The 19,488-nt window shown below is 63.9% G+C and carries 25 protein-coding genes and 1 tRNA gene; 21 read left to right on the top strand and 5 right to left on the bottom strand.

The genetic code is table 11. From position 1 onward, the window contains the following. Nucleotides 1-28 precede the first annotated feature (28 nt). Complete coding sequence (locus tag GWG67_RS34395) at nucleotides 29-829, bottom strand: IclR family transcriptional regulator (RefSeq protein WP_275174016.1); 801 nt, start codon at nucleotides 827-829, stop codon at nucleotides 29-31. Nucleotides 830-960: 131 nt separating this feature from the next. Here GWG67_RS34395 and GWG67_RS34390 point away from each other — a divergent pair, with 131 nt between their 5' ends. The 6 genes from GWG67_RS34390 to GWG67_RS34365 are packed head-to-tail and all read left to right on the top strand — an operon-like array spanning nucleotide 961 to nucleotide 5,566. Then, nucleotides 961-1,926, top strand: coding sequence for a tripartite tricarboxylate transporter substrate binding protein (locus tag GWG67_RS34390; RefSeq protein ID WP_275174014.1), 966 nt, complete (start codon nucleotides 961-963; stop codon nucleotides 1,924-1,926). A gap of 3 nt (nucleotides 1,927-1,929) precedes the next feature. Next, nucleotides 1,930-2,547, top strand: coding sequence for a flavin reductase family protein (locus GWG67_RS34385; protein ID WP_275174012.1), 618 nt, complete (start codon nucleotides 1,930-1,932; stop codon nucleotides 2,545-2,547). 44 nt (nucleotides 2,548-2,591) lie between these two features. Beyond that, the gene (locus GWG67_RS34380) at nucleotides 2,592-3,452 is read left to right on the top strand and encodes a fumarylacetoacetate hydrolase family protein (RefSeq protein ID WP_275174011.1); all 861 of its coding nucleotides are present in this window, start codon (nucleotides 2,592-2,594) and stop codon (nucleotides 3,450-3,452) included. 3 nt (nucleotides 3,453-3,455) lie between these two features. After that, nucleotides 3,456-4,259, top strand: coding sequence for a 2-oxo-hept-4-ene-1,7-dioate hydratase (hpaH, locus tag GWG67_RS34375; protein ID WP_275174009.1), 804 nt, complete (start codon nucleotides 3,456-3,458; stop codon nucleotides 4,257-4,259). A 25-nt stretch (nucleotides 4,260-4,284) separates the two neighbouring features. Then, entirely contained in the window at nucleotides 4,285-4,677 is a 393-nt protein-coding gene (locus GWG67_RS34370) for a RidA family protein (protein ID WP_275174007.1), read from the top strand. A gap of 13 nt (nucleotides 4,678-4,690) precedes the next feature. Further along, nucleotides 4,691-5,566 carry an amidohydrolase gene (locus GWG67_RS34365; protein WP_275174005.1) on the top strand — a complete coding sequence of 292 codons (876 nt, stop codon included), beginning with the start codon at nucleotides 4,691-4,693 and terminating at the stop codon, nucleotides 5,564-5,566. Between the two features lie 140 nt (nucleotides 5,567-5,706). Here GWG67_RS34365 and GWG67_RS34360 read toward each other — a convergent pair whose 3' ends face one another. Further along, entirely contained in the window at nucleotides 5,707-6,714 is a 1,008-nt protein-coding gene (locus tag GWG67_RS34360) for an LLM class flavin-dependent oxidoreductase (protein WP_275174003.1), read from the bottom strand. A gap of 234 nt (nucleotides 6,715-6,948) precedes the next feature. Here GWG67_RS34360 and GWG67_RS34355 point away from each other — a divergent pair, with 234 nt between their 5' ends. The 4 genes from GWG67_RS34355 to GWG67_RS34340 all read left to right on the top strand — a co-directional run bounded on the left by GWG67_RS34355 (nucleotide 6,949) and on the right by GWG67_RS34340 (nucleotide 9,348). Continuing rightward, on the top strand, nucleotides 6,949-7,371 hold the full coding sequence (locus GWG67_RS34355) for an MgtC/SapB family protein (RefSeq protein ID WP_275174002.1): 423 nt from the start codon (nucleotides 6,949-6,951) through the stop codon (nucleotides 7,369-7,371). Between the two features lie 153 nt (nucleotides 7,372-7,524). Then, the gene (locus GWG67_RS34350; RefSeq protein WP_275174000.1) at nucleotides 7,525-8,013 is read left to right on the top strand and encodes a Twin-arginine translocation pathway signal; all 489 of its coding nucleotides are present in this window, start codon (nucleotides 7,525-7,527) and stop codon (nucleotides 8,011-8,013) included. Between the two features lie 62 nt (nucleotides 8,014-8,075). After that, the gene (locus tag GWG67_RS34345) at nucleotides 8,076-8,654 is read left to right on the top strand and encodes a ferric reductase-like transmembrane domain-containing protein (RefSeq protein ID WP_275173999.1); all 579 of its coding nucleotides are present in this window, start codon (nucleotides 8,076-8,078) and stop codon (nucleotides 8,652-8,654) included. 190 nt (nucleotides 8,655-8,844) lie between these two features. Continuing rightward, nucleotides 8,845-9,348: a Crp/Fnr family transcriptional regulator gene (locus GWG67_RS34340; protein ID WP_275173996.1), complete on the top strand. Its 504-nt coding sequence runs from the start codon at nucleotides 8,845-8,847 to the stop codon at nucleotides 9,346-9,348. A gap of 177 nt (nucleotides 9,349-9,525) precedes the next feature. On the opposite strand, the gene GWG67_RS34335 is transcribed toward GWG67_RS34340, so the two are convergent. Next, a complete protein-coding gene (locus GWG67_RS34335; RefSeq protein WP_275173994.1) occupies nucleotides 9,526-9,930 on the bottom strand; it encodes a VOC family protein in 405 nt (134 codons plus the stop codon). 159 nt (nucleotides 9,931-10,089) lie between these two features. Between GWG67_RS34335 and GWG67_RS34330 the strand changes: the two genes are divergently transcribed. The 3 genes from GWG67_RS34330 (at nucleotide 10,090) to GWG67_RS34320 (ending at nucleotide 11,402) form a co-directional block, all read left to right on the top strand. Further along, nucleotides 10,090-10,419 (top strand): hypothetical protein, encoded by a 330-nt coding sequence (locus GWG67_RS34330; protein ID WP_275173992.1) that lies wholly within the window; start codon nucleotides 10,090-10,092, stop codon nucleotides 10,417-10,419. A gap of 117 nt (nucleotides 10,420-10,536) precedes the next feature. Beyond that, complete coding sequence (locus GWG67_RS34325) at nucleotides 10,537-11,013, top strand: hypothetical protein (protein ID WP_275173990.1); 477 nt, start codon at nucleotides 10,537-10,539, stop codon at nucleotides 11,011-11,013. Continuing rightward, nucleotides 11,010-11,402, top strand: a complete 393-nt coding sequence (locus GWG67_RS34320; protein WP_275173988.1) for a hypothetical protein — start codon at nucleotides 11,010-11,012, stop codon at nucleotides 11,400-11,402. The genes GWG67_RS34325 and GWG67_RS34320 overlap by 4 nt, the downstream gene beginning before the upstream one ends. A 714-nt stretch (nucleotides 11,403-12,116) precedes the next feature. On the opposite strand, the gene GWG67_RS34315 is transcribed toward GWG67_RS34320, so the two are convergent. Further along, nucleotides 12,117-12,191, bottom strand: a tRNA-Thr gene (locus tag GWG67_RS34315). Between the two features lie 315 nt (nucleotides 12,192-12,506). On the opposite strand from GWG67_RS34315, the gene GWG67_RS34310 reads away from it, so the two are divergent. The 5 genes from GWG67_RS34310 to GWG67_RS34290 all read left to right on the top strand — a co-directional run bounded on the left by GWG67_RS34310 (nucleotide 12,507) and on the right by GWG67_RS34290 (nucleotide 16,611). Then, complete coding sequence (locus GWG67_RS34310; protein ID WP_275173986.1) at nucleotides 12,507-12,719, top strand: hypothetical protein; 213 nt, start codon at nucleotides 12,507-12,509, stop codon at nucleotides 12,717-12,719. Nucleotides 12,720-12,746: 27 nt separating this feature from the next. After that, complete coding sequence (locus tag GWG67_RS34305) at nucleotides 12,747-14,453, top strand: FAD-dependent oxidoreductase (RefSeq protein ID WP_275173984.1); 1,707 nt, start codon at nucleotides 12,747-12,749, stop codon at nucleotides 14,451-14,453. A 213-nt stretch (nucleotides 14,454-14,666) separates the two neighbouring features. Next, nucleotides 14,667-14,975 carry an EthD family reductase gene (locus tag GWG67_RS34300; protein WP_007615494.1) on the top strand — a complete coding sequence of 103 codons (309 nt, stop codon included), beginning with the start codon at nucleotides 14,667-14,669 and terminating at the stop codon, nucleotides 14,973-14,975. A 282-nt stretch (nucleotides 14,976-15,257) separates the two neighbouring features. Beyond that, entirely contained in the window at nucleotides 15,258-15,767 is a 510-nt protein-coding gene (locus tag GWG67_RS34295; RefSeq protein WP_275173983.1) for a hypothetical protein, read from the top strand. A 19-nt stretch (nucleotides 15,768-15,786) separates the two neighbouring features. Then, nucleotides 15,787-16,611, top strand: a complete 825-nt coding sequence (locus GWG67_RS34290; RefSeq protein ID WP_275173981.1) for an alpha/beta fold hydrolase — start codon at nucleotides 15,787-15,789, stop codon at nucleotides 16,609-16,611. A gap of 6 nt (nucleotides 16,612-16,617) precedes the next feature. Here the strand turns inward: GWG67_RS34290 and GWG67_RS34285 are convergent, their stop codons facing one another. Beyond that, nucleotides 16,618-17,271, bottom strand: coding sequence for a TetR/AcrR family transcriptional regulator (locus GWG67_RS34285; RefSeq protein ID WP_275173979.1), 654 nt, complete (start codon nucleotides 17,269-17,271; stop codon nucleotides 16,618-16,620). 83 nt (nucleotides 17,272-17,354) lie between these two features. Between GWG67_RS34285 and GWG67_RS34280 the strand changes: the two genes are divergently transcribed. From GWG67_RS34280 to GWG67_RS34270, 3 genes are all read left to right on the top strand, one after another. Then, complete coding sequence (locus GWG67_RS34280; protein WP_275173977.1) at nucleotides 17,355-18,293, top strand: SDR family oxidoreductase; 939 nt, start codon at nucleotides 17,355-17,357, stop codon at nucleotides 18,291-18,293. A gap of 26 nt (nucleotides 18,294-18,319) precedes the next feature. Next, complete coding sequence (locus GWG67_RS34275; RefSeq protein ID WP_275173976.1) at nucleotides 18,320-18,979, top strand: NAD(P)H-binding protein; 660 nt, start codon at nucleotides 18,320-18,322, stop codon at nucleotides 18,977-18,979. A gap of 80 nt (nucleotides 18,980-19,059) precedes the next feature. After that, nucleotides 19,060-19,488 (top strand): DUF2948 family protein (locus GWG67_RS34270; protein WP_275173974.1); only part of this gene is annotated, 429 nt, incomplete at its 3' end.

The raw sequence follows: 19,488 nt of genomic DNA, 5'->3' as shown, positions 1-19,488 counted from the left end.
TGCTGCGTCAGCCTATTGACAACGTGGTCTAACCCCGGATCGCCTGCTCGATGATCCGCGCCTCCCGCAGCAGGATCTCCGCGACCTCCTGTTCGCGGCGCGGGCCGAGCCTCGTGCGAACGGCGGAGACGGTCATCGCAGCAGCGGGGCGGCCGTCCGGCGTCTTGATCCAGGTGGAGATCGATTTCGTGCCCTGCACGAGACCAATTTCCCTCATGCCGTATCCCAGCCGTCTTGCGGCGGTGACCTGGCCCAGCACCGTCGCAGCGTCGGTCCGGTAGGCCTCGAATCGCTTCTCATTGGCTGCGACGATTTTGCGCGCGTCCTGGGACGGCATCGCGGCGAGGATGGCAACGCCTGCGCTGGAGACGCCGAGCGGCCGGCGCGCGCCGACTTCGATCGACAGTACCTGGATCGGATAGACGCCGATCCTGCGATCGACGCACAGCGTGTCGTTGCCGGTCCGCACCGTCAGGAACAGCGTGTCGCCGATCTCGGTGGAGGCGCGTTGCAGCGACGGATTTGCGGCGATCAGCAGCCGCGACGGCCGGGCCCGTGCGAGCGCGAGCTCCGGCACCTGGTTGCCGATCGCGTAGCGCCCGGTTTTGTCGTGTCGTTCGACGATGCCTTCCTCGATCAGCACGTGGACGATGCGGTGCACGGTCGGGCGGGTGAGGCCGGTGGCCCGCACCACTTCGGCCAGCGGGACGCCGTCTTCGCGGCCGGCGGCGAGAATGCGCAACACCGCGAGTGCGCGCCGGATCGCCTGTGCGCCCTGTCGCGGCTCCGTCATGCGGCGGGTGGATTTCGCGGAAGTCGTGTTGTCCATAATATGGACAAGAACGCCACAATTCACTCGACAGGTAAAGCGCGCATCTGGAGATTGCGCTCCGAATCGAGATGCCGTGTACGAATTCAGGCAAATCGACGTAAAATTGGAAGCGCCGCCGGGAGGTTAACATGAGATTAATCTGGATTGCCATAGCTGCCGCAGTGGCGATGTTGACGGGACCGGCGTCGGGCCAGCAATGGCCGGCGCGCAACGTCAAGCTGATCGTGCCCTATCCAGCCGGCGGCAATGTCGACAGCGCCGCGCGCATCATCGCAGACAAGCTCCAGGAAAAGCTCGGCCAGCCCCTCATCATCGAGAACAAGGCGGGTGCCGGCGGCATGATCGCGGGCGAGGCCTTCGCGAAGTCCGCGCCCGACGGCTACACGCTGTTCGTCGGCGCCAATGGCCCGGTGCTGTTCGCGACCGAAATCAACAAGCGCGACGTCTACAGCTGGAAGAAGGACTTCCTGCCGATCACGACGATCTCGATGACGCCGCTGGTGCTCGAGGTTCATCCTTCCGTGCAGGCGACGAATTTCAAGGAATTCATCGACCTCGCCAAGCGCGAGCCCGGCAAGCTGACGATGGCCTCGCCCGGTCCCGGCACCACCAACCATCTGCTCAGCGAGCTGATGCAGTCCAGCCTCGATCTGCAATGGGTCACCGCGCACTATCGCGGCAATGCGCCAGCGGTCAACGATCTGCTCGGCGGGCAGGTGCAGTTCGCGTTCGACCAGCTCACGGTCAGCCTGCAGCACATCAAGGCCGGCCTGTTCCGGGCGCTGGCCGTCACCAGCCCGCACCGCCTGAAGTCGCTGCCCGACGTGCCGACCTTCGCCGAACTCGGATACAAGGACTTTGACGGCCAGACCTTCACCGGCCTGTTCGCACCGGCAGGCACGCCGGCGTCCGTGATCGACAAGCTGCACGAGGCGCTGACCGCGATCCTGAAGGACCCGGCCGTGGTCGACAAGTTCGAGAAGCTCGGTGGGGAAGCTGTCGCGATGACGCCGGACGAATTCAAGGCCTATCTCGCGCGCGAGGACGCCAAATGGATTCCGATCGTGCGCAAGGCCAACATCAAGGCGGATTGATCGATGCGGATCGACCCCACCGAGCTCGGCGCCGAACGCATCTACCGGCTGATGACCGGCATCGTGGTGCCGCGTCCGATCGCCTGGGTGACGAGCCTGTCGCGCGCAGGCGTGCTCAACCTCGCGCCGTTCAGCGCCTTCACCTTCGTCTCGCAGAAGCCGCCGATGCTGGCCATCAGCGTCGGCCGCAAGGGCGCGGACTACAAGGACACCGCGCATAATATTCTGGACACCGAGGAATACGTCATCCACATCGCCGATACCCCGCTGATGCAGGCCGTGCACGACTCGTCGGTCGAGCACCCGCCTGAGATCAGCGAGGTCGCGGAGCTCGGCCTGGAGACGCATCCGAGCGAGCGCATCAAGGTGCCGCGGCTCAGCATCGCACCGGTTGCGATGGAATGCCGCTTCCGGCAGTGCCTCGAATTCGGCGACGCCCGCAGCCGGCTGATCGTCGGCGAAGTCGTGATGTTCCACCTCCGCGATGGCCTCGTGAACGACGGCAAGGTCGAAACCGCGGCGCTCGATCCGATCGCACGCATCGGCGGACCGCGCTACGCCCGGCTCGGCGAGATCGTGACGCTGCGCGGCGTGTTCCAGACTCCCAAATCGAAAGACTGAGCGCGCCGCCCCTGCGCGCGCCACAAGACCATTGGAGAACGACCATGCGACTCCTAAGTTATCTCGTGGACGGAGAGCCGCGCTACGGTGCCGCCATCGACGGCGGTGTCGTCGACCTGACCCGGCGGATCGGCCGTGACTTCTCCGATTTGAGGGCGCTGATCGCGGCCAATGCGCTGGCCGACGCGCAGGAAGCCGTCGCCGGACAAAAGCCGGACTACGCACTCGACGATCTCGTGCTGCTTCCGCCGGTGCTGACTCCGGAAAAGCTCTGGTGCATCGGCGTCAATTATGCTGAGCGCAATGCGGAGTATAAAGACAGCTCCGACCTGCCCAAATATCCCAGCCTGTTCGTGCGCAGCATGTCCTCGATGACAGGCTCCGGTCAGCCGCTGGAGAAGCCTGAGGTATCCGATCAGCTCGACTACGAAGGCGAGCTCGTCATCGTGATCGGCCAGGGCGGCCGCCACGTCCCGCGCGAAAAGGCCTGGGCGCACATCTTCGGCATGACGCTGTGCAACGAGGGCACGATCCGCGACTGGCTGCGCCACGGCAAGTTCAATGTCACGCAAGGCAAGAATTTCGACCGCTCCGGTAGCATCGGTCCCTGGATCGTCACATCGGACGAACTCGACCCGCGCGGGCCTCACGACATCGTCACGCGCGTCAACGGCGAGGTGCGGCAGCAGGACACCACCGAGCGGCTGATGTTCCCGTTCGATTTTCTGATCTCCTATCTCTCCACCTTCGCAACCCTCAAGCCCGGCGACATGATCGTGACGGGCACGCCGACCGGGGCGGGCGCCCGCTTCGACCCGCCGCGCTGGCTCAAGGTCGGCGATGTCGTCGAGGTCGAATCCAGCCGCATCGGCGTGCTGCGCAATACCGTGGCCGCGGAGAGTTAAGCCATGCTGGATACTCCCACGATCGAACGCCTTGCCGCGCGCCTCGACGAGGCCGAGCGCACCAAGACGCTGATCACGATGTTCACGAAAGATTATCCCGATTTCAGTATTGAGGATGCCTATGCCGTTCAGCGCGCCTGGACCAAGCTCCAGCTCGGTCGCGGCCGGGTCATCAAGGGCCACAAGATCGGCCTGACCTCGAAGGCGATGCAGAGCGTGGTCGGGATTTCCGAGCCCGACTACGGCGTGCTGTTCGCCGACATGTTCTATGCCGATGCCACGCCGATTCCGTTCGACCGCTTCCACGCGCCGCGAATCGAGGTCGAGCTCGCCTTCGTGCTCAAGGCGCCGCTGCGCGGGCCCGATTGCACCATCTTCGACGTGCTCAACGCCACCGACTACGTGACCCCGGCGCTGGAGATTCTGGAGACGCGCATGCACCGCGTCGACCCCCAGACGGGCAAGGCGCGAAAGGTGATGGACACGATCTCGGACAACGCGGCCAACGCCGCTCTGGTGCTGGGTGGCCGGCCGTTTCGCCCGATGGACGCGGACATGCGCTGGATCGGCGCGCTGCTGTTCCGCAACGGCGAGGTCGAGGAGACCGGGCTTGCCGCCGGCGTGCTCAACCATCCCGCCAACGGCATCGCCTGGCTCGCCAACCGCCTCGCGCCGCATGACGAACATCTCGCCGCCGGCGAGGTGGTGCTGGCGGGATCGTTCACGCGTCCCGTCGATATCCGCCGCGGCGACACGTTTCATGCCGATTATGGCGCTTTCGGCTCGGTGTCGTGCCAGTTCGTCTGAACAAGCAACAAAGAGGGAGCGCATCATGACCGGTCACACGCGGCGCAAGAGCATCCATATCGGCGGCTTCAAGCACGCCAATCCGATTCCGAACGCCTGCCGCATCGGCAATCTCGTGATGTCGGGCGTCATCCTCGGCCGCGATGGGGCTGGCGCGATGCCCGAGAGCCTGGACGCGCAATGCGCCAACATGTTCGCGCATATGAAGGCGACGGTCGAGGCCGCGGGCGGCACCACGGACGACATCATCAAGATGACGGTGTGGCTGAAGGACCGTACGCAACGGGGGCCCGTGAATGTCGAGTGGCTGAAGATGTTTCCGGACGAGCATTCGCGCCCGGCGCGCCACGCGCTGCCGATGGACAACATGGACGGCGGCGCGCTGGTGCAGTGCGACTTCACCGCCATGATCGACTGAGGGAGTTTTGCGCATGCCGACCTATCTGCCGTTCGACCCGAATCCGCGCCGCCCGGTCAAGGCGCCGCCGCCCAAAACCGTCGACAGCCAGTTTCACGTCCTGGGTCCCGTGGACAAATATCCGGAACGTCCCGGCGCGGCCTATCGGATGCCGACCGCGACCTGGGAAGCGGCGCTGCGCGTGCACAAGACGCTCGGCATCGAGCGCGGCATCATCGTGCAGACCACCACCTATGGCGCCGACCATGCCGTCGTTCTCGACGGTCTCGCCGCGATGGGCCCGAACTATCGCGGCTGCGCCAACGCCCTGGTGTTCGCCGAGGCGAACGACGCTTATCTCGCAAAGCTGCATGACGCAGGTGTTCGCGGCGCGCGCTTCAGCTTCCGCCAGGAGCTCGGCGCCGTGCTGTCGGATGCCGATTTCGCCCGCGCCATTGCGCGCATCCGCGAGCTCGGCTGGTACGTCAAGATCCAGCCCGAGAAGGACGGCATCGTCTCCAGCGTCGCCAAATACGAGAATCTCGACGTGCCCGTGCTGATCGACCACATGGCGCGGCCCGATCCGGAAGCCGGCAGCAACGATCCGAATTTGCGCAAGATGCTCGAGCTGCTCGCCAAGGGCAATTTCTGGGTGATGCTGTCGCTCGGCGAGAAGACCTCGAAGCTCGGCCCACCCTACGATGACGTCATCCCGATCGCGCGCGCCTATATCGAGGCGGCGGTCGACCGCTGCGTTTGGGCCAGCGACTGGCCGCATCCGGTCTCGGTGAAGCAGCCGCCCAACGACGCCGACCTGCTGGAGTTGATGTACCGCTACGCTCCTGATCAGGCGGAGCTGGAGAAGATCCTGGTGCACAATCCGGCGAAGCTGTTCGGCTTTCCGGATTGAGGGGAGAGCGGGCACCAAGGCTTCCACAACGTCATGGCCGGGCTAGTCCCGGCCATCCACGCGTCGCCACGCGGCACTAAGAACGTGGATGCCCGGGACAAGCCCGGGCATGACGACCTCGTGAACTGCACCCACTGCGCTCACGCGGCCGGCTGTGAAGCCAGCCTGTCGCGCACCCCAGCCGCAATCTCGAACGAGCGCAGCCGCGCGGCGTGGTCGTAGATCTGTCCCGTCGTCATCAATTCGTCCGCGCCGGTCTCGGCGATCAGCGCTTTCAGCTTCTCTTCGATCACGGCAGGCGAGCCGACCGCCGAGCAGGACAGCGACTGGCCGACCATCGCCTTCTCGGCCGGCGACCACAGCGCGTCCATGTCGTCGACCGGCGGCGGCAGCGGGCCGGGCGTGCCCCGGCGCAGATTGATGAACTGCTGCTGCAGCGATGAGAACATCCGCTGCGCGTCCGCGTCGCTGTCGGCGGCGAACACGTTGACGCCGACCATCGCATGGGGCTTGTCGAGCTGCGCCGAGGGCTCGAACCGCGCGCGATACTCCCGCAGCGCCGGCATCATCATCTGCGGCGCGAAATGCGAGGCGAACGCGAACGGCAGGCCGAGCATGCCTGCGAGCTGCGCGCCAAAGGTGCTGGATCCCAGGATCCACAGCGGCACCTTCGTCCCCATGCCCGGCACGGCGCGGATGGTCTGGTTCGGCTGCACGTCGCCGAGCAGCGCCTGCAACTCCAGCACGTCCTGCGGAAAATTCTCGGAGCTGGTGGCGAGATCGCGCCGCAGCGCCCGCGCGGTGAACTGGTCGGTGCCTGGCGCGCGGCCGAGCCCGAGATCGATCCGCCCGGGATAGAGCGAGGCCAGCGTGCCGAACTGCTCGGCGATGACCAGCGGCGAATGGTTCGGCAGCATGATCCCGCCGGACCCGACCCGGATGGTTTTTGTCCCGCCCGCGACATGCCCGATCACCACCGACGTCGCCGCGCTCGCGATGCCCGTCATGTTGTGATGCTCGGCCAGCCAGAACCGCTTGTAGCCCCAGGCTTCTGCATGCTGCGCCAGATCGAGCGAATTGCGAAATGCCTGTGATGCGTCTCCGCCCTGACGGATGGGAGCGAGGTCGAGTACGGAGAAAGGGATCATGGGCGGGTCCGGATGGCGCGTGCGATGGGAACGTGGACTCGACATGTAGGAGCCGGTCGCAGGAATACCAGCCGAAACGAAAATGTGCTGCGCCGGCGGCTTCATCGCGCGGAGGCGAAGCCCTCGCTGTGCTGGTGCATGCGGCAAATCCGCCTGCACTGAAACCGCGGGCCGCATTGCGGCGTTGCCGGCCTGTTTGATCAATGGCGACGATTTTCATTTCGGGGGCTTTCTTTGGACAGATTCAACATCGGCGTTCATGTCGTTGCGCTGGCTGCGGCCTTCGCGCTCGCCGTTCCCATTGGCTGGGATCGCGAGAAGCGGGCGCGAAGCGCGGGCTTGCGCACCTTTCCGCTGGTCGCAATGGCAAGCTGCGGCTTCGTGCAGGCCAGCGAAAGCCTGCTCGTGCATTCGCCTGACGGGATGGCAAAGGTGATCGAGGGCCTCATCACCGGCATCGGCTTCATCGGCGGTGGCGCTATTCTCAAGCAGGGGAATTCGGTGCAGGGCACCGCGACGGCCGCGAGCCTCTGGGCGACCGGCGCCATCGGCGTCTCCGTCGGGCTCGGCGCTTACGATGTCGCGGTGACGGTCGCCGTATTCACGTTCTTGACGCTTCGCTTGTTGACGCTGGTCAAGGAAGACGACGATCACTGATGCATGTGCGGGCGGCCTGCACCCCGTTCACAACACCGTCATTGCGACCGATCATGCGCCTTGCCTCCACTGGGCGCCTCGCGCTGGTTGTTGTATCCTTGCCGCAGCAAATCGCATGGTCGCCAAATCGCACGGTCACAAGGAGGAATTGACATGGCCTCGGTCGTACTCAGCCGCCGCAACCTCCTCGTCGCCGGCGGTTCCATCCTGGCAGCCGGAACCTCCGGCCTGCTGTTGCCCGCCCGCGCGGACGGCCTCGCACCGACCGAAACGATGTCGGGCGGGGCGAATAACTACCGCAAGGGCGCGGCGATCGTGGAGCGGATCGGCAAGGGCGGCTTCTGGATGAGTGGCACCGTCCGCCGCGCCGGCGACGGGGCTCCACTGGCTGGGCAGCGCATCCAGATCTGGGCGCACACCACCGAAGGCCAAGAGCACGAGCCGCAGAGCCATGGCGCCACGCTGACCGACAAGGACGGCAAGTTCCGGCTCGATATGCCGCAGATCATTCCGATTTTCGGCCAGCCGCATGGCCACCTCGCCTATGACAGCGGCGAGTTCAAAACAGTCTTTCTGCGGCCGGTGATGCGGAGCGCAAAGGAAACCAGCCTCGAGGCGCACTTCGTCCTGCAGGCGGCCTGATCGCATTGGAGAAGAAGGGGCGGAGATCGGCCCGGGCGCCCCTGATCTGGGTCGCCCTTGCCTTGGCCATCGGCGTGCCGATCGCGCTCGCTGCGGGAAGCGAACAGCTCGCATGGCGCGGCCCGGTCTACATCCTCGCCGGCTTCGCCGGGATCATTGCGCTCGGTCTCGTGCTCGTTCAGCCCCTGCTGATCGGCGGATATCTGCCGGGCCTGTCGGCCTATCGCGGCCGGCGCGCCCATCAGTGGATCGGCGGCGCGCTCGCTCTGGCGATGGTGATCCATGTCGCCGGCCTCTGGATCACCAGTCCGCCCGATATGATCGACGCTCTGACCTATACCTCACCGACGCCGTTCTCCCCCTTCGGCGTGACCGCCATGTGGGCCATCTTCATCGTCGCGCTTCTGGCGCCACTCCGCCGGCGATTGGGCCTGCGGCTGCGCACCTGGCGCATCGTCCATATTCCGCTCGCGATCGTCATCGTCGCAGGCAGCGTCGCCCATTGCCTGCTGATCGAGGGAACGATGGAGACAATCTCGAAGGCGGCGCTGTGCGCAGCTGTGCTTGCGGCGACCGTCAAGGTCATGGCTGACCTCTGGCGAAGGCGAACGTTGCGCGGCGAGACTGCTGCGCGGCAGTGACATGGCCAGATTAGGGTTCGTAGCCCGGATGGAGCAAAGCGAAATCCGGGACGACCGCATCCATAGCCACCGGCCCCGGATTACGCTTGCGCTCCATCCGGGCTACGCCGCCTTTCACACGCGTTGAGCATCGTCAGCGCCGATGTCCGGTCTGCTTGCCGCGGATGGCGGTGAAGATTATCCTCGCGGGATGGCCGTCAGTGTCCCCGACCTGAAAGCATTCCTGCTCGCCACACCGTTCTTCGGCGGTATCCCGGATCAAAGTCTCGACCTCCTGATGTCGATGCTGGTCGAGTGCCGATTTGATACCGGAGCAACCGTCGTGACGGAGGGCGATCCCGGACGCTCGCTGTTCATCGTCAAGTCCGGCCGGCTGGCGGTGAGCAAACGGGCCAATTCGGGGAGCGTCATCCCGATCTCCGTTCTGGAGCCCGGCGATTTCTTCGGCGAGATGACGCTGATCGAAATGCAGAATCGATCCGCCACGGTGGTCGCGGAGAGTCCGACCGTGCTGTACGAGCTGACGGCCCAGAAGCTCTACGCCTGCTACAAGGCCGATATCCACGCCTATGTGATCGTCCTGCAGAACATCAATCGCGAGCTTTGCCGACGGCTGCGCCGCAGCGACGATCGCTTTGCGGAGCATCAGATGGTGACGAGAAGTGATCAAGTGATAATGCGTAAGGATGGGTAGAGCACTTGCGAACCCGATCATGTTTCGTCACCGTGCATGGCCTTGATGGTTTCGCTTCGCTTTACCCATTTTTGGGCGCTTGTGGTCCTCCGTCGCGCTGAAATGACCGTGCCCGAGCGTGACGGCCATTGGAGGCGGCCGTCCGCATGTCGACGACACGAGCGACCTAGCTGCTCGTCAAGATCGAATCGGCTGCCCGATTCCCAGCAAGTTACCTTCGCTGTCGCGGAACCACGCGCCCCGCTCACCGATCCCCTTGCTGGGGTAATTCCCGGTAATCGCGGCAATTCCATCAACGGTCTTCAAGCCGGGTAGGTCATATTCCTCGAACTCGACTCCCCGCACGCGAAGCTCGCGCACCGTTGCCTCGATATCCTCGACTTCCCAGCCCATCTGTGTGTGCGTGCCGAATGGCAGTCCGGCCGAGATGAATATCGCAAACTCGCCATTCGCACAGACGTAACGGAGTCCACCCTCGCGCTGTTCGACCGGCTCGAGCCCGAGTTTTTCCGAATAGAACGCTCGCGCCCGATCCAGGTCTTTGGCTGGAAGCCGGGTTGCCACCTTCGCGTTCCCAAGCATGCCTCTCCCCTTTTCTTGGTCTTAAGCTCGCGTAGGATGGGCAGAGCACTTGCGAAACCCGTCACCATTCGTCATCGAGCAAGCCTTCCATGGGTTTTCGCTTCGCCGTACCCATCCTACGAACTTCCCGGCACCGTAGGCTTCGAATAGGAAAATAACATGGCTCAAGCCGGAGAAAATGGAAGACTGGCGACGTTCAAGCACCACGCCAAGGTGCACTCCTTCAGACTTAGCACTGCTTTGCTGACTTGGATTTTGCTCGGCGCGACGCTCTTTTACAAGCCTGAGTGGGTCCGATGGGCCCTGCGGACCGGAACGCACGGTATTGAAGCTGTCGGCGATGCGCTTCCTGGCTATTGGGGCGCTCAGGCCGAAATTGTCTTGCGTGAACTCGGTGGTTTCCTTTGGATCCAGATCACGGCCGCGATCCTGTTTGTCAGGTTCGTGTTTTGGCTGATCGGAGCCTCGTGGCGCCGTGGTCGGCGGTAGATCCGGTCAGCTCGCGTAGGATGGGCAGAGCCCTTGCGAAACCCATCATGCTGCGTCGTCGAACAAGGTCTCGATGGGATCGCTTCTCGGACGAGCGCTTAATTGGGAGGAACGACAATGACGCTGGTGGTAGCGTATGCTGGAGCCGATATTTGCTTTATGGTGGGAGATACGCTCCTCAGCCACGAGCACTTTGCACTCAAAGGCGATCTTGGCCCAGTCAACGGCGAATTTCACAGCTTAAAAATACAAATACTGACGGGCGAACTTGCGATCGGATTTGCGGGCAATTTTGATGTCGCTTATTCTGCGGTCGCCGCTTTGAAATTTGCCCTATCTGTTGATCCCACGCTCGATCCCACCGAATGGCTCGCTTCTAGAAGCATCACTGACGCTGATTTTCTTGTCCTGAAGAATGGCGTGAGGAAGGAACTATTCGTCATCGAGTCTGCCAACGTTCGACAGGCGATTAACGCGCATATCGGCGACGCCGAGGAGTGGAATAGGTTTCTCCAACTAAAGAAGGAATATAGCGGGCAACTGAGCGACACACGATCGATGAGAATGGAAGAGTTGTGCAGTCAGACCCAGTGACAAACGGCGAGAAGGAATTCTCGATCGTCTCCGATGCTATGGAAGCACTGTGCTGGGAATGCGTCAGCCGAAAAGAGCCAACTGTCGGAGCAATCAGCGGCTGCGTTGTTCGCGTTGTCGATGCCCGAATTTCAGGACAGCTCGAATACCTTCAAACCGTTGAGGCCTCTCATTTCCCATGGGAGCCATCTGGAGGGTTCATCGTTATGGCATCGAATGAGCCTGAGCGCGGCATTGGAATCTATTTTAGAGTGGGGCAGCGGGGCTTCATTCTTCCTGTCAGTGGCCAGCCGCCGTGCGTCGCTAGCACGGCGGCAACCCTTGAGGCTTTTGTAGATGAAGCCCTCTCCATGTTTGGAATGAAGCTGACTGGCGGGAAGTGGGGTTAACTGTCTGACGCGGGAATTGAAAACCTGATTTTAACCCGTCGGGCAACACACCGCCTCCCACAGATCCTCGTCAACCCTCCCTCACAAAAATATTCCACTTTACCGAAATTCGGAATCGCAGTATCCGTCCGTCATCCCGGTCCAGGGAGAGGGGCGATCGTCCGTCGTAACGAACGTGGATCGGGGTGCGGTGGACGCGGCAGCGTCGGGCACGAAGGGGGGACCAGGGCGAGATGAACCTCGTGAGGTCTTGTCTAGCGTGCGGACGACCGGCGCCAACGCCCTGCGAAGCCCTTTTGGGCGAAGCAGGACGTGTCCGGCGAAGCCTCTTGGCGAAGCCGGATCGCTGCGTACGGCAAAATCGCGTGGTCCTGGCCGTCGTTGCTACGGTCAAGCCTTGCGGAGATGGATCGGGGCTCAACCGGGTCTTCGTCCATCGCCAATTCGCAAGGCGACGGTGACAAAAGGAACTCGTCGCCGGGGAGAGCGCGGCATAAGCCGTCAACCCACTGCGCAGGGAAGGCCGAGTGTTCGGCGTCACCTGTATGCTGCTGTGCGGTCTCTTTGCGCTACATCTTTGCGCAGCGGACCGCGGGTGCCAGCCGGCACCCGGTCTTCCCTGCGCTCTCTTCACAGAAGAGGGCTACGGAAAAGCAAAACTCGGGCATCCCATGCCGCGAGAAGGCTGCTTCATGCGTGATTTGAGCGAGGGAATGGTGCTGCCAGACAGGATTGAACTGTCGACCTCTCCATTACCAATGGAGTGCTCTACCACTGAGCTACGGCAGCATGTGCTGGGGTAAGAATCGGCCGCCACGAGGGGCCTACCAAGCGGGCCGATATCTGCCACAAGCCCCCCTCCTGTGCAAGCTTGCTAGCTCCGCCAAACCGATAAAATCGGGCCGATATCGAGGCCAAAATGCCTGTTTTGGCTCGAAACGGCCGACTTTCCCCGGATTCGGTTCCGATACCCCCACCCAACTGGCCAGTTGCCGGATGCGCCAGATTCGATCCATTTCGATTTTCGCACGATCGGATCGCGCGGGCCTCTTGAGCTGCCTTATTCCTCGGGCATGCTATCGCCGATCGCTGTAATGGACCCCGATGGCAGACGAGAACGACAAGGGCGACCGACAGGAGTCGAGACAGGCGAGGGCGTCCCGCGACGACCGGCTCAAATCGGCGCTGCGCGAAAACCTGAAACGGCGAAAGATGCAGGCGCGCGAACGGGCCGCAAGTGGCGGCCCCTCGCAGAACGAAGATGATTCCCTAAATGAGGGGACCGCCGGCGAGATGGCCGGCAAGACCGGCGACTAGAATTTTTTGGAGTGCATGGACGTGGCAATGGGGCAGGACGAATCGCAACGACCCGACGGTGACGCGCAGATGTCGCGGTTCACCCGCCCTGAACAGACCTTTCCGACGCTGACATCGGCCGAGATCGAGCGGATGAGACATTTCGGCGAGGTCCGCAACTATACCGATGGGGAATTCCTGTTCGAGACCGGCAAGCCCGGGCCCGGCATGTTCGTCGTGCTGAAGGGCCACGTCGCCATCACCCAGCGCGACGGCCTTGGCCATGTCACCCCATTGATCGACCAGGGGCCGGGGCAATTTTTGGCCGAGCTCAGCCAGCTCTCGGGACGGCCGGCGCTGGTCGACGGCCGCGCCGAAGGCGAAGTCGAGACGCTGCTGTTGCCGCCGGAGCGGCTGCGCGCGCTGCTGGTCGCCGAGGCCGAGCTCGGCGAGCGCATCATGCGCGCGCTGATCCTGCGCCGGGTCAATCTGCTCCAGGGCGGCGTCGGCGGCGTGGTGCTGATCGGCCCGTCGCATTCGGCAGGTGTGGTGCGGCTGCAGGGCTTCCTCACCCGCAACGGCCAGCCGCATCATCTGCTGGATCCCGCGCGCGATCGCGACGCCGCCGACGTCATCGCGCGTTATTCGCCCAAGCCGGACGACTGGCCGCTGGTCGTCACCCCCGATGGTGCGGTGCTGCGCAATCCCGGCGAAACCGAGCTTGCACGCGCGATCGGCATGATCGGCGGCCCGCGCAACGACCGTATCTACGACGTCGCGATCGTCGGCTCCGGGCCGGCCGGGCTCGCCACCGCCGTGTATGCCGCGTCAGAAGGACTTTCCGTCGCGGTGCTCGACACCCGCGCCTTCGGCGGCCAGGCCGGCGCCAGCGCGCGCATCGAAAACTATCTGGGCTTTCCGACCGGAATTTCCGGCCAGGCCCTGACCGCGCGCGCCTTCAACCAGGCGCAAAAGTTCGGCGCGGAAATCATGATCCCGGTGACGGTGAAGTCGCTCGACTGCACGCGCAAGGATGGCGCGTTTTCGGTGGCGCTTGACGGCTGCGACCCGCTGCATTCGCGCGCGGTGGTGGTCGCAAGCGGCGCGCGCTATCGCCGGCCTGAGATCGAGAACCTCGATAAATTCGAAGGCCGCGGCGTCTGGTATTGGGCCTCGCCCGTCGAGGCGAAGCTGTGCGCCGGCGAGGAGGTCGCGCTGGTCGGTGCCGGCAACTCCGCGGGACAGGCCGCTGTTTTTCTCTCGGGGCACGCCAAAAAAGTGCTGATGATCATCCGCGGCGGCGGCCTTGGTGCCAGCATGTCGCGCTATCTCATCGAGCGCATCGAAGCCACGCCGAACATCGAACTGATGTTCAACACCGAGATCACCGCGCTCGAAGGCGACGAGGCCTCGCTGCTGCGGCGCATCCGCTGGAAGAGCCGGCTCTCGAGCGACGAGGATTTTGCCGACATCCGCAATCTCTTCCTGTTCGTCGGCGCGGATCCCGCCACCAACTGGCTCGACGGCTGCGGCGTGACGCTCGATCGCGGCGGCTTCGTCGTCACGGGCGCGCAGTCCGAGCAGAACCAGGGCCGGCTGGTCGCGCCGCTGGAGACCTCGGTGCCCGGCGTCTACGCCGTCGGCGACGTCCGCTCCGGCTCGGTCAAGCGCGTCGGCGGCGCCATCGGCGAAGGCGCGCAGGTCGTGGCCTCCCTGCACGGCTATCTCGGCGACGCCGCAAAACCGGCGCTTTAGTCAAGGACAAGGTAAGTAAATGGCAAGTCGAATGAGGCTTGCCATCTTGCCGGGTGATGCGTGACTATCTCCTCATCCTGAGGAGCGCGCATTGCGCGCGTCTCGAAGGATGAAGGCCCGGATGCAACAGCCGGGCCTGCATGGTTCGAGACGGCGCTCGCGCGCCTCCTCACCATGAGGATCGACAAAGAAGACGCTTAACGGGAGGACTAAATGGCTGAAATCGTCGTGCTGTATAAAACACCCACGGATGCTGCGGCCTTCGACAAATATTATGCCGAGACCCACATTCCGCTCGCGAAGAAACTTCCAGGCCTGAAGAAGTACGCCATCAGCAAGGGGCCGGTCGGCTCCCCCGCTGGACCTTCCGGAATCCATCTCGTTGCCATTCTCACCTTCGACAGCACGGCCGACATCCAGGCGGCATTCGCCAGCCCGGAAGGTAAGGCGACCGGCGCTGACGTGCCGAAATTCGCCAGTGGCGGCGCTGACCTCTTGATCTTCGACACCAAGGAAGTGTGAGCCGCGATTCGACTTTCGTCGTGTAGCCCGGATGGAGCGCAGCGTAATCCGGGGCCACTGCATTTGCATGCGACAATCCCGGATTACGCGATCGCTCCATCCGGGCTACGCACCACAAGCTGCCGTCGTCTGTGACAGCGTTGCAAAAAATTCAGCCATGCGTTTTTCGATTCGCACGACGACGCATGGCTGCGCACGCATGTGTGACGCCAGCGCATGTGGCAATCCGATGAGGACCGTAATATCAATCCCGATCTCAATGCGGAGATTAGGAGAGATGCCATGGTTCTTGGGTTGAGCTTGCCCGCCTTCACGCTGGTCCATGTCATCATCAGCCTGATCGGCATCGCGGCCGGCCTCGTCGTGATGTTCGGCCTGCTCGGCTCGAAGTCGATGCCGGGCCTCACCGCGATTTTCCTGCTGTTCACGATCCTCACCAGCGCCACCGGCTTCCTGTTTCCGTTCAAGGAGCTGCTGCCGTCGCATATCATCGCCATCATCTCGCTGGTCCTGCTCGCGATCGCCTGCCTCGCGCTCTACGGCATGAAGCTCGCTGGTGTTTGGCGCCCGGTGTACATCGTGACCGCGATGATCTCGCTGTATTTCAACGTCTTCGTGCTGGTGATCCAGTCGTTCCTGAAGGTGCCGGCGCTCGCCGCGCTCGCACCCGCCGTGGCGCCGGCGCCGCCCGGAGGCCCCGTGTTCGCCGTGGTGCAGGGCCTCGTGCTGGTGTTCTTCGTGGTGCTCACCGTCGGCGCCTGGCGCCGCTTCAAACCGATGGCGTTCGCCTGATCATTCAAGGAGCCTGACAATGCCTATCATCACCACCAAGGACGGCGTCGAGATCTTCTACAAGGATTGGGGAAGTGGCCAGCCGATCGTGTTCAGCCATGGCTGGCCGCTGTCGGCGGACGACTGGGACGCGCAGATGATGTTCTTCGTCACGCACGGCTATCGCGTCATCGCCCATGACCGCCGCGGCCATGGCCGTTCGTCCCAGGTCGCCGACGGCCACGACATGGATCATTATGCCGATGATCTCGCGGCCGTGACGGCCCATCTCGACCTCAAGAATGCGATCCATGTCGGCCACTCCACCGGCGGCGGCGAAGTGGTGCACTACATCGCGCGCCATGGCGAGAGCCGGGTGGCGAAGGCCGCGATCCTCTCCGCGGTGCCGCCGCTGATGCTGCAGACTGCGGCCAATCCCGGCGGCCTGCCGAAGAGCGTGTTCGACGATTTCCAGGTGCAGCTCGCTGCCGGCCGCGCCAGCTTCTACCGCGACATCGCGGCCGGCCCCTTCTATGGCTACAATCGTCCCGGCGCAAAGCCGTCGGAAGCCGTGATCCAGAACTGGTGGCGCCAGGGCATGATGGGCGGCGCAAAGGCGCATTACGACGGCATCGTCGCGTTCTCGCAAACCGACTTCACCGAGGATTTGAAGAAGATCAGTGTGCCGGTGCTGGTGATGCACGGCGACGACGACCAGATCGTGCCTTATGCCGATTCCGCGCCGCTGTCGGCCAAGCTGCTCAAGAACGGCACGCTGAAGACCTACAAGGGTTTCCCGCACGGCATGCCGACAACGCACGCCGAGACCATCAACGCGGACCTGCTGGCGTTTTTCAAGGAGTGAGCGGCATCACGCCAATATCGCCCTGATCGCGTCGAAGGTGCGCTTGACGAAAACTTCCGGCTTCTCCCGCGCCCCTCCGCCGATCCAGCTCTCGCCGCCGACGCGCATCGCGCCGGTGGCGATCATGGCGACAAGCCGCGCCTTCAGCTGGTCCGATTTGGTTCGGGCGCGCAGGGCGAGCCCTTCGGCCAGCGCCCGCTCGAGCTTCTCGTATTTGAGCTGATCGCGGGCCCGAAGCGCGGGATTGTCGCGCTTGAGCCGCGACATTGCCGCAGCCTCAGCCGGATCGATCCGCTTGAGCGCCGCCGCGATCGCGTTCTCCGCCGCGGTCAGCATGGTTTCGCCCGCCGGCCGCGCCACGACCTCCGCGACCAGCGCGGCGGCGGCGCCTTCCTGCCAGGCCGCGACCACGTCCTCTTTCGAGGCGAAATAATGAAAGAAGCTGCGTCGCGACACGTCCGCCGCGGCCGCGATGTCGTCGATGGTCGTGGCCTCGAAGCCGCGCTCCAGGAATAGTGCCATCGCCCCGCGGGTCAACCGCTCGCGGGTCTCTTGCAATTTACGCTGGCGCAGGCCGGGACCGTCGGCGGATTTTGCTTCTGCCGGCAATGGCTTGGTGCGCTTGTTGATTGATTTCCCGGCGACCTTGGAAAGCTTCAAATCATTTCACCACTTGCAAAGTTGCACCCAGTGCACATTTAGAGCCGTCGCGGGGCTTTTCCCAGCCCCGACGGAGCTATCGCATGACCGACTGGACCACGGCAGACATCCCCTCCCTCAGCGGCAAGACTGCCGTCGTGACCGGGGCGACCGGCGGCCTCGGCTACGAGACGGCCATGGCGCTGGCGGGCGCCGGTGCCATCGTCATACTCACGGGGCGCAACGACGCAAAGGGTCTGCGCGCGATCGAGGGCATTTGCGAGCGCTTTCCCAATGCGCTGATCGCCTACGAGCATCTCGACCTCGCCAGCCTCGCCTCCGTTGCCGATTTTACCAGGCGCTTTGCCGCCGGCAACGAGCAGCTCGACCTGCTCGGCAACAATGCCGGCGTAATGGCGCTGCCGAAGCGGCAGCAGACGGCGGATGGTTTCGAGATGCAGCTCGGCACCAATTACCTCGGTCATTACGCGCTGACGGCGCAGCTGTTGCCGCAGCTTCGCCGGGCGAAGGCGGCTCGAGTCGTCAACGTCTCGAGCCTTGCGCACCGTTCCGGGGCGATCAATTTCGACGATTTGCAGGCTAAGCATTCCTATCGTCCGTGGCGGGCCTATTGCCAGTCCAAGCTGGCGATGCTGATGTTTTCGCTGGAGTTGCAGCGCCGCAGCCTCGCCGCCGGCTGGGGTCTGACCAGCCTTGCCGCACATCCCGGCTACGCGCGGACCGACCTTATTGCGAACGGGCCGGGTGCGAACACGTTCCAGTCGCGTGTGAGCCGGTGGCTGCAGCCTTTCATCAGCCAGTCTGCCGCGGAAGGCGCGCTCCCGACCCTGTTGGCGGCGACCTCGCCGGCGGCGCAGCCCGGCGGCTATTACGGTCCGAACGGGTTCTACGAATTGAAAGGGCCGCCGCGGTCGGCGAAGATCATGCCGCAGGCAAAGGATTTCGCCTCCGCAGCCATGCTGTGGGATGTCTCGGCGACGTTGACCGGTATATCCTTCGACGAGATCGCGGCCGCCGCATGAGCCGCGAGCCTGTCGCGGAGCTCCCGATGCAGATCATCATCTTCGGCGCGACCGGCATGGTTGGGCAGGGCGTCTTGCGTGAATGCCTGGTGGATGCCGGCATCGACCGCGTGGTTGCGATCGGCCGCAGTCCGACCGGCGTCCGCAACTCCAAGCTCACGGAGATCACGCACGGCGATTTCACGGACTACTCGCCGATCGAAGCGCAGCTCACCGGCTTCGACGCCTGCTTCTTCTGCCTCGGCGTCTCCTCGATTGGCATGAGCGAGGAGCGCTACCGTCATCTCACCTATGACCTCACGCTCGCAGCGGCGACCGCGCTGGCACGGCTCAATCCACAGATGACATTCGTCTATGTCACGGGCGCCGGCACCGATTCCACCGAGCAGGGTTCGCGGATGTGGGCGCGGATCAAGGGCAAGACCGAGAACGATCTGCTCAAGTTGCCGTTCAAGGCGGCCTACATGTTCCGGCCCGGTGCGATCCAACCGCTCCACGGTGCCCGCTCCAAGACCGCATGGGTGCAGGCCGTGTATGCAGCAACCTGGCCACTGTGGCCGGTGCTGCGCCGGCTCTCGCCGCAGCTCGTCACCTCGACCGAGCAGATCGGCCGCGCCATGATCCATGTCGCCCGCGCCGGCTATCCCAAGAAGGTGCTGGAGATGGAGGATATCAATAGCCTCTAGTCCAGTGGGGCGTTAGTTCTAAGGAAATTTCGCCGCCCGCGCGCGTTGAGCCCTGTCCGCCCGAAGGAGAAGCGCCGTCGATGTCTCCCCAACTCAAACTGATCGCACTCGACGCCGACGACCTCTCCGTGATCTCGGCCCACGTCCAGGACGCCCGCGTGCAGCCCTCTGACATCATCTGGCGACAAAGCGAAAAGCGGCTGGTGGTCGGCATGAGCCGGTTGGACTGGGAGCAGACGCTGGACGGCGAGGCCGAGCCGCGCAGGCTGGTGGCCGCCCTCCGTTTCGACCGCGTGCTCGCGTGCAAGTCGCGCGACATCGACCTCGACGCCCCGGACACTGTCCTGGACCTCGTCGGCATCGAATTCCACGGCCAGGACGCCCCCGGCGGGAGCGCGCTGCTCCTGTTTGCTCAAGGCGGCGCCATCCGCCTCGATGTCGAATGCCTGGAATGCGAGCTGACTGATCTGGGGGCGGATCAGCTGGGGACGGGGTTGGAGGCTGAAGGG

The sequence above is a fragment of the Bradyrhizobium sp. CSS354 genome, from assembly GCF_029051725.1.
In the GTDB taxonomy this organism is placed as follows: domain Bacteria; phylum Pseudomonadota; class Alphaproteobacteria; order Rhizobiales; family Xanthobacteraceae; genus Bradyrhizobium.
This window is presented reverse-complemented; position numbering and strand designations above follow the sequence as displayed.

Bases quoted from the DNA above. Each gene is read 5' to 3' on its own strand.
- GWG67_RS34325 (WP_275173990.1), top strand. From the start codon at position 10,537: ATGACGCTGGTGGTAGCGTATGCTGGAGCCGATATTTGCTTTATGGTG.
- GWG67_RS34310 (WP_275173986.1), top strand. From the start codon at position 12,507: ATGGCAGACGAGAACGACAAGGGCGACCGACAGGAGTCGAGACAGGCG.
- GWG67_RS34300 (WP_007615494.1), top strand. From the start codon at position 14,667: ATGGCTGAAATCGTCGTGCTGTATAAAACACCCACGGATGCTGCGGCC.
- GWG67_RS34390 (WP_275174014.1), top strand. From the start codon at position 961: ATGAGATTAATCTGGATTGCCATAGCTGCCGCAGTGGCGATGTTGACG.
- GWG67_RS34370 (WP_275174007.1), top strand. From the start codon at position 4,285: ATGACCGGTCACACGCGGCGCAAGAGCATCCATATCGGCGGCTTCAAG.
- GWG67_RS34380 (WP_275174011.1), top strand. From the start codon at position 2,592: ATGCGACTCCTAAGTTATCTCGTGGACGGAGAGCCGCGCTACGGTGCC.
- GWG67_RS34335 (WP_275173994.1), bottom strand. From the start codon at position 9,930: ATGCTTGGGAACGCGAAGGTGGCAACCCGGCTTCCAGCCAAAGACCTG.
- GWG67_RS34275 (WP_275173976.1), top strand. From the start codon at position 18,320: ATGCAGATCATCATCTTCGGCGCGACCGGCATGGTTGGGCAGGGCGTC.
- GWG67_RS34305 (WP_275173984.1), top strand. From the start codon at position 12,747: ATGGGGCAGGACGAATCGCAACGACCCGACGGTGACGCGCAGATGTCG.
- GWG67_RS34360 (WP_275174003.1), bottom strand. From the start codon at position 6,714: ATGATCCCTTTCTCCGTACTCGACCTCGCTCCCATCCGTCAGGGCGGA.
- GWG67_RS34385 (WP_275174012.1), top strand. From the start codon at position 1,930: ATGCGGATCGACCCCACCGAGCTCGGCGCCGAACGCATCTACCGGCTG.
- GWG67_RS34350 (WP_275174000.1), top strand. From the start codon at position 7,525: ATGGCCTCGGTCGTACTCAGCCGCCGCAACCTCCTCGTCGCCGGCGGT.
- GWG67_RS34290 (WP_275173981.1), top strand. From the start codon at position 15,787: ATGCCTATCATCACCACCAAGGACGGCGTCGAGATCTTCTACAAGGAT.
- GWG67_RS34395 (WP_275174016.1), bottom strand. From the start codon at position 829: ATGGACAACACGACTTCCGCGAAATCCACCCGCCGCATGACGGAGCCG.
- hpaH (WP_275174009.1), top strand. From the start codon at position 3,456: ATGCTGGATACTCCCACGATCGAACGCCTTGCCGCGCGCCTCGACGAG.
- GWG67_RS34365 (WP_275174005.1), top strand. From the start codon at position 4,691: ATGCCGACCTATCTGCCGTTCGACCCGAATCCGCGCCGCCCGGTCAAG.
- GWG67_RS34330 (WP_275173992.1), top strand. From the start codon at position 10,090: ATGGCTCAAGCCGGAGAAAATGGAAGACTGGCGACGTTCAAGCACCAC.
- GWG67_RS34340 (WP_275173996.1), top strand. From the start codon at position 8,845: ATGGCCGTCAGTGTCCCCGACCTGAAAGCATTCCTGCTCGCCACACCG.
- GWG67_RS34280 (WP_275173977.1), top strand. From the start codon at position 17,355: ATGACCGACTGGACCACGGCAGACATCCCCTCCCTCAGCGGCAAGACT.
- GWG67_RS34295 (WP_275173983.1), top strand. From the start codon at position 15,258: ATGGTTCTTGGGTTGAGCTTGCCCGCCTTCACGCTGGTCCATGTCATC.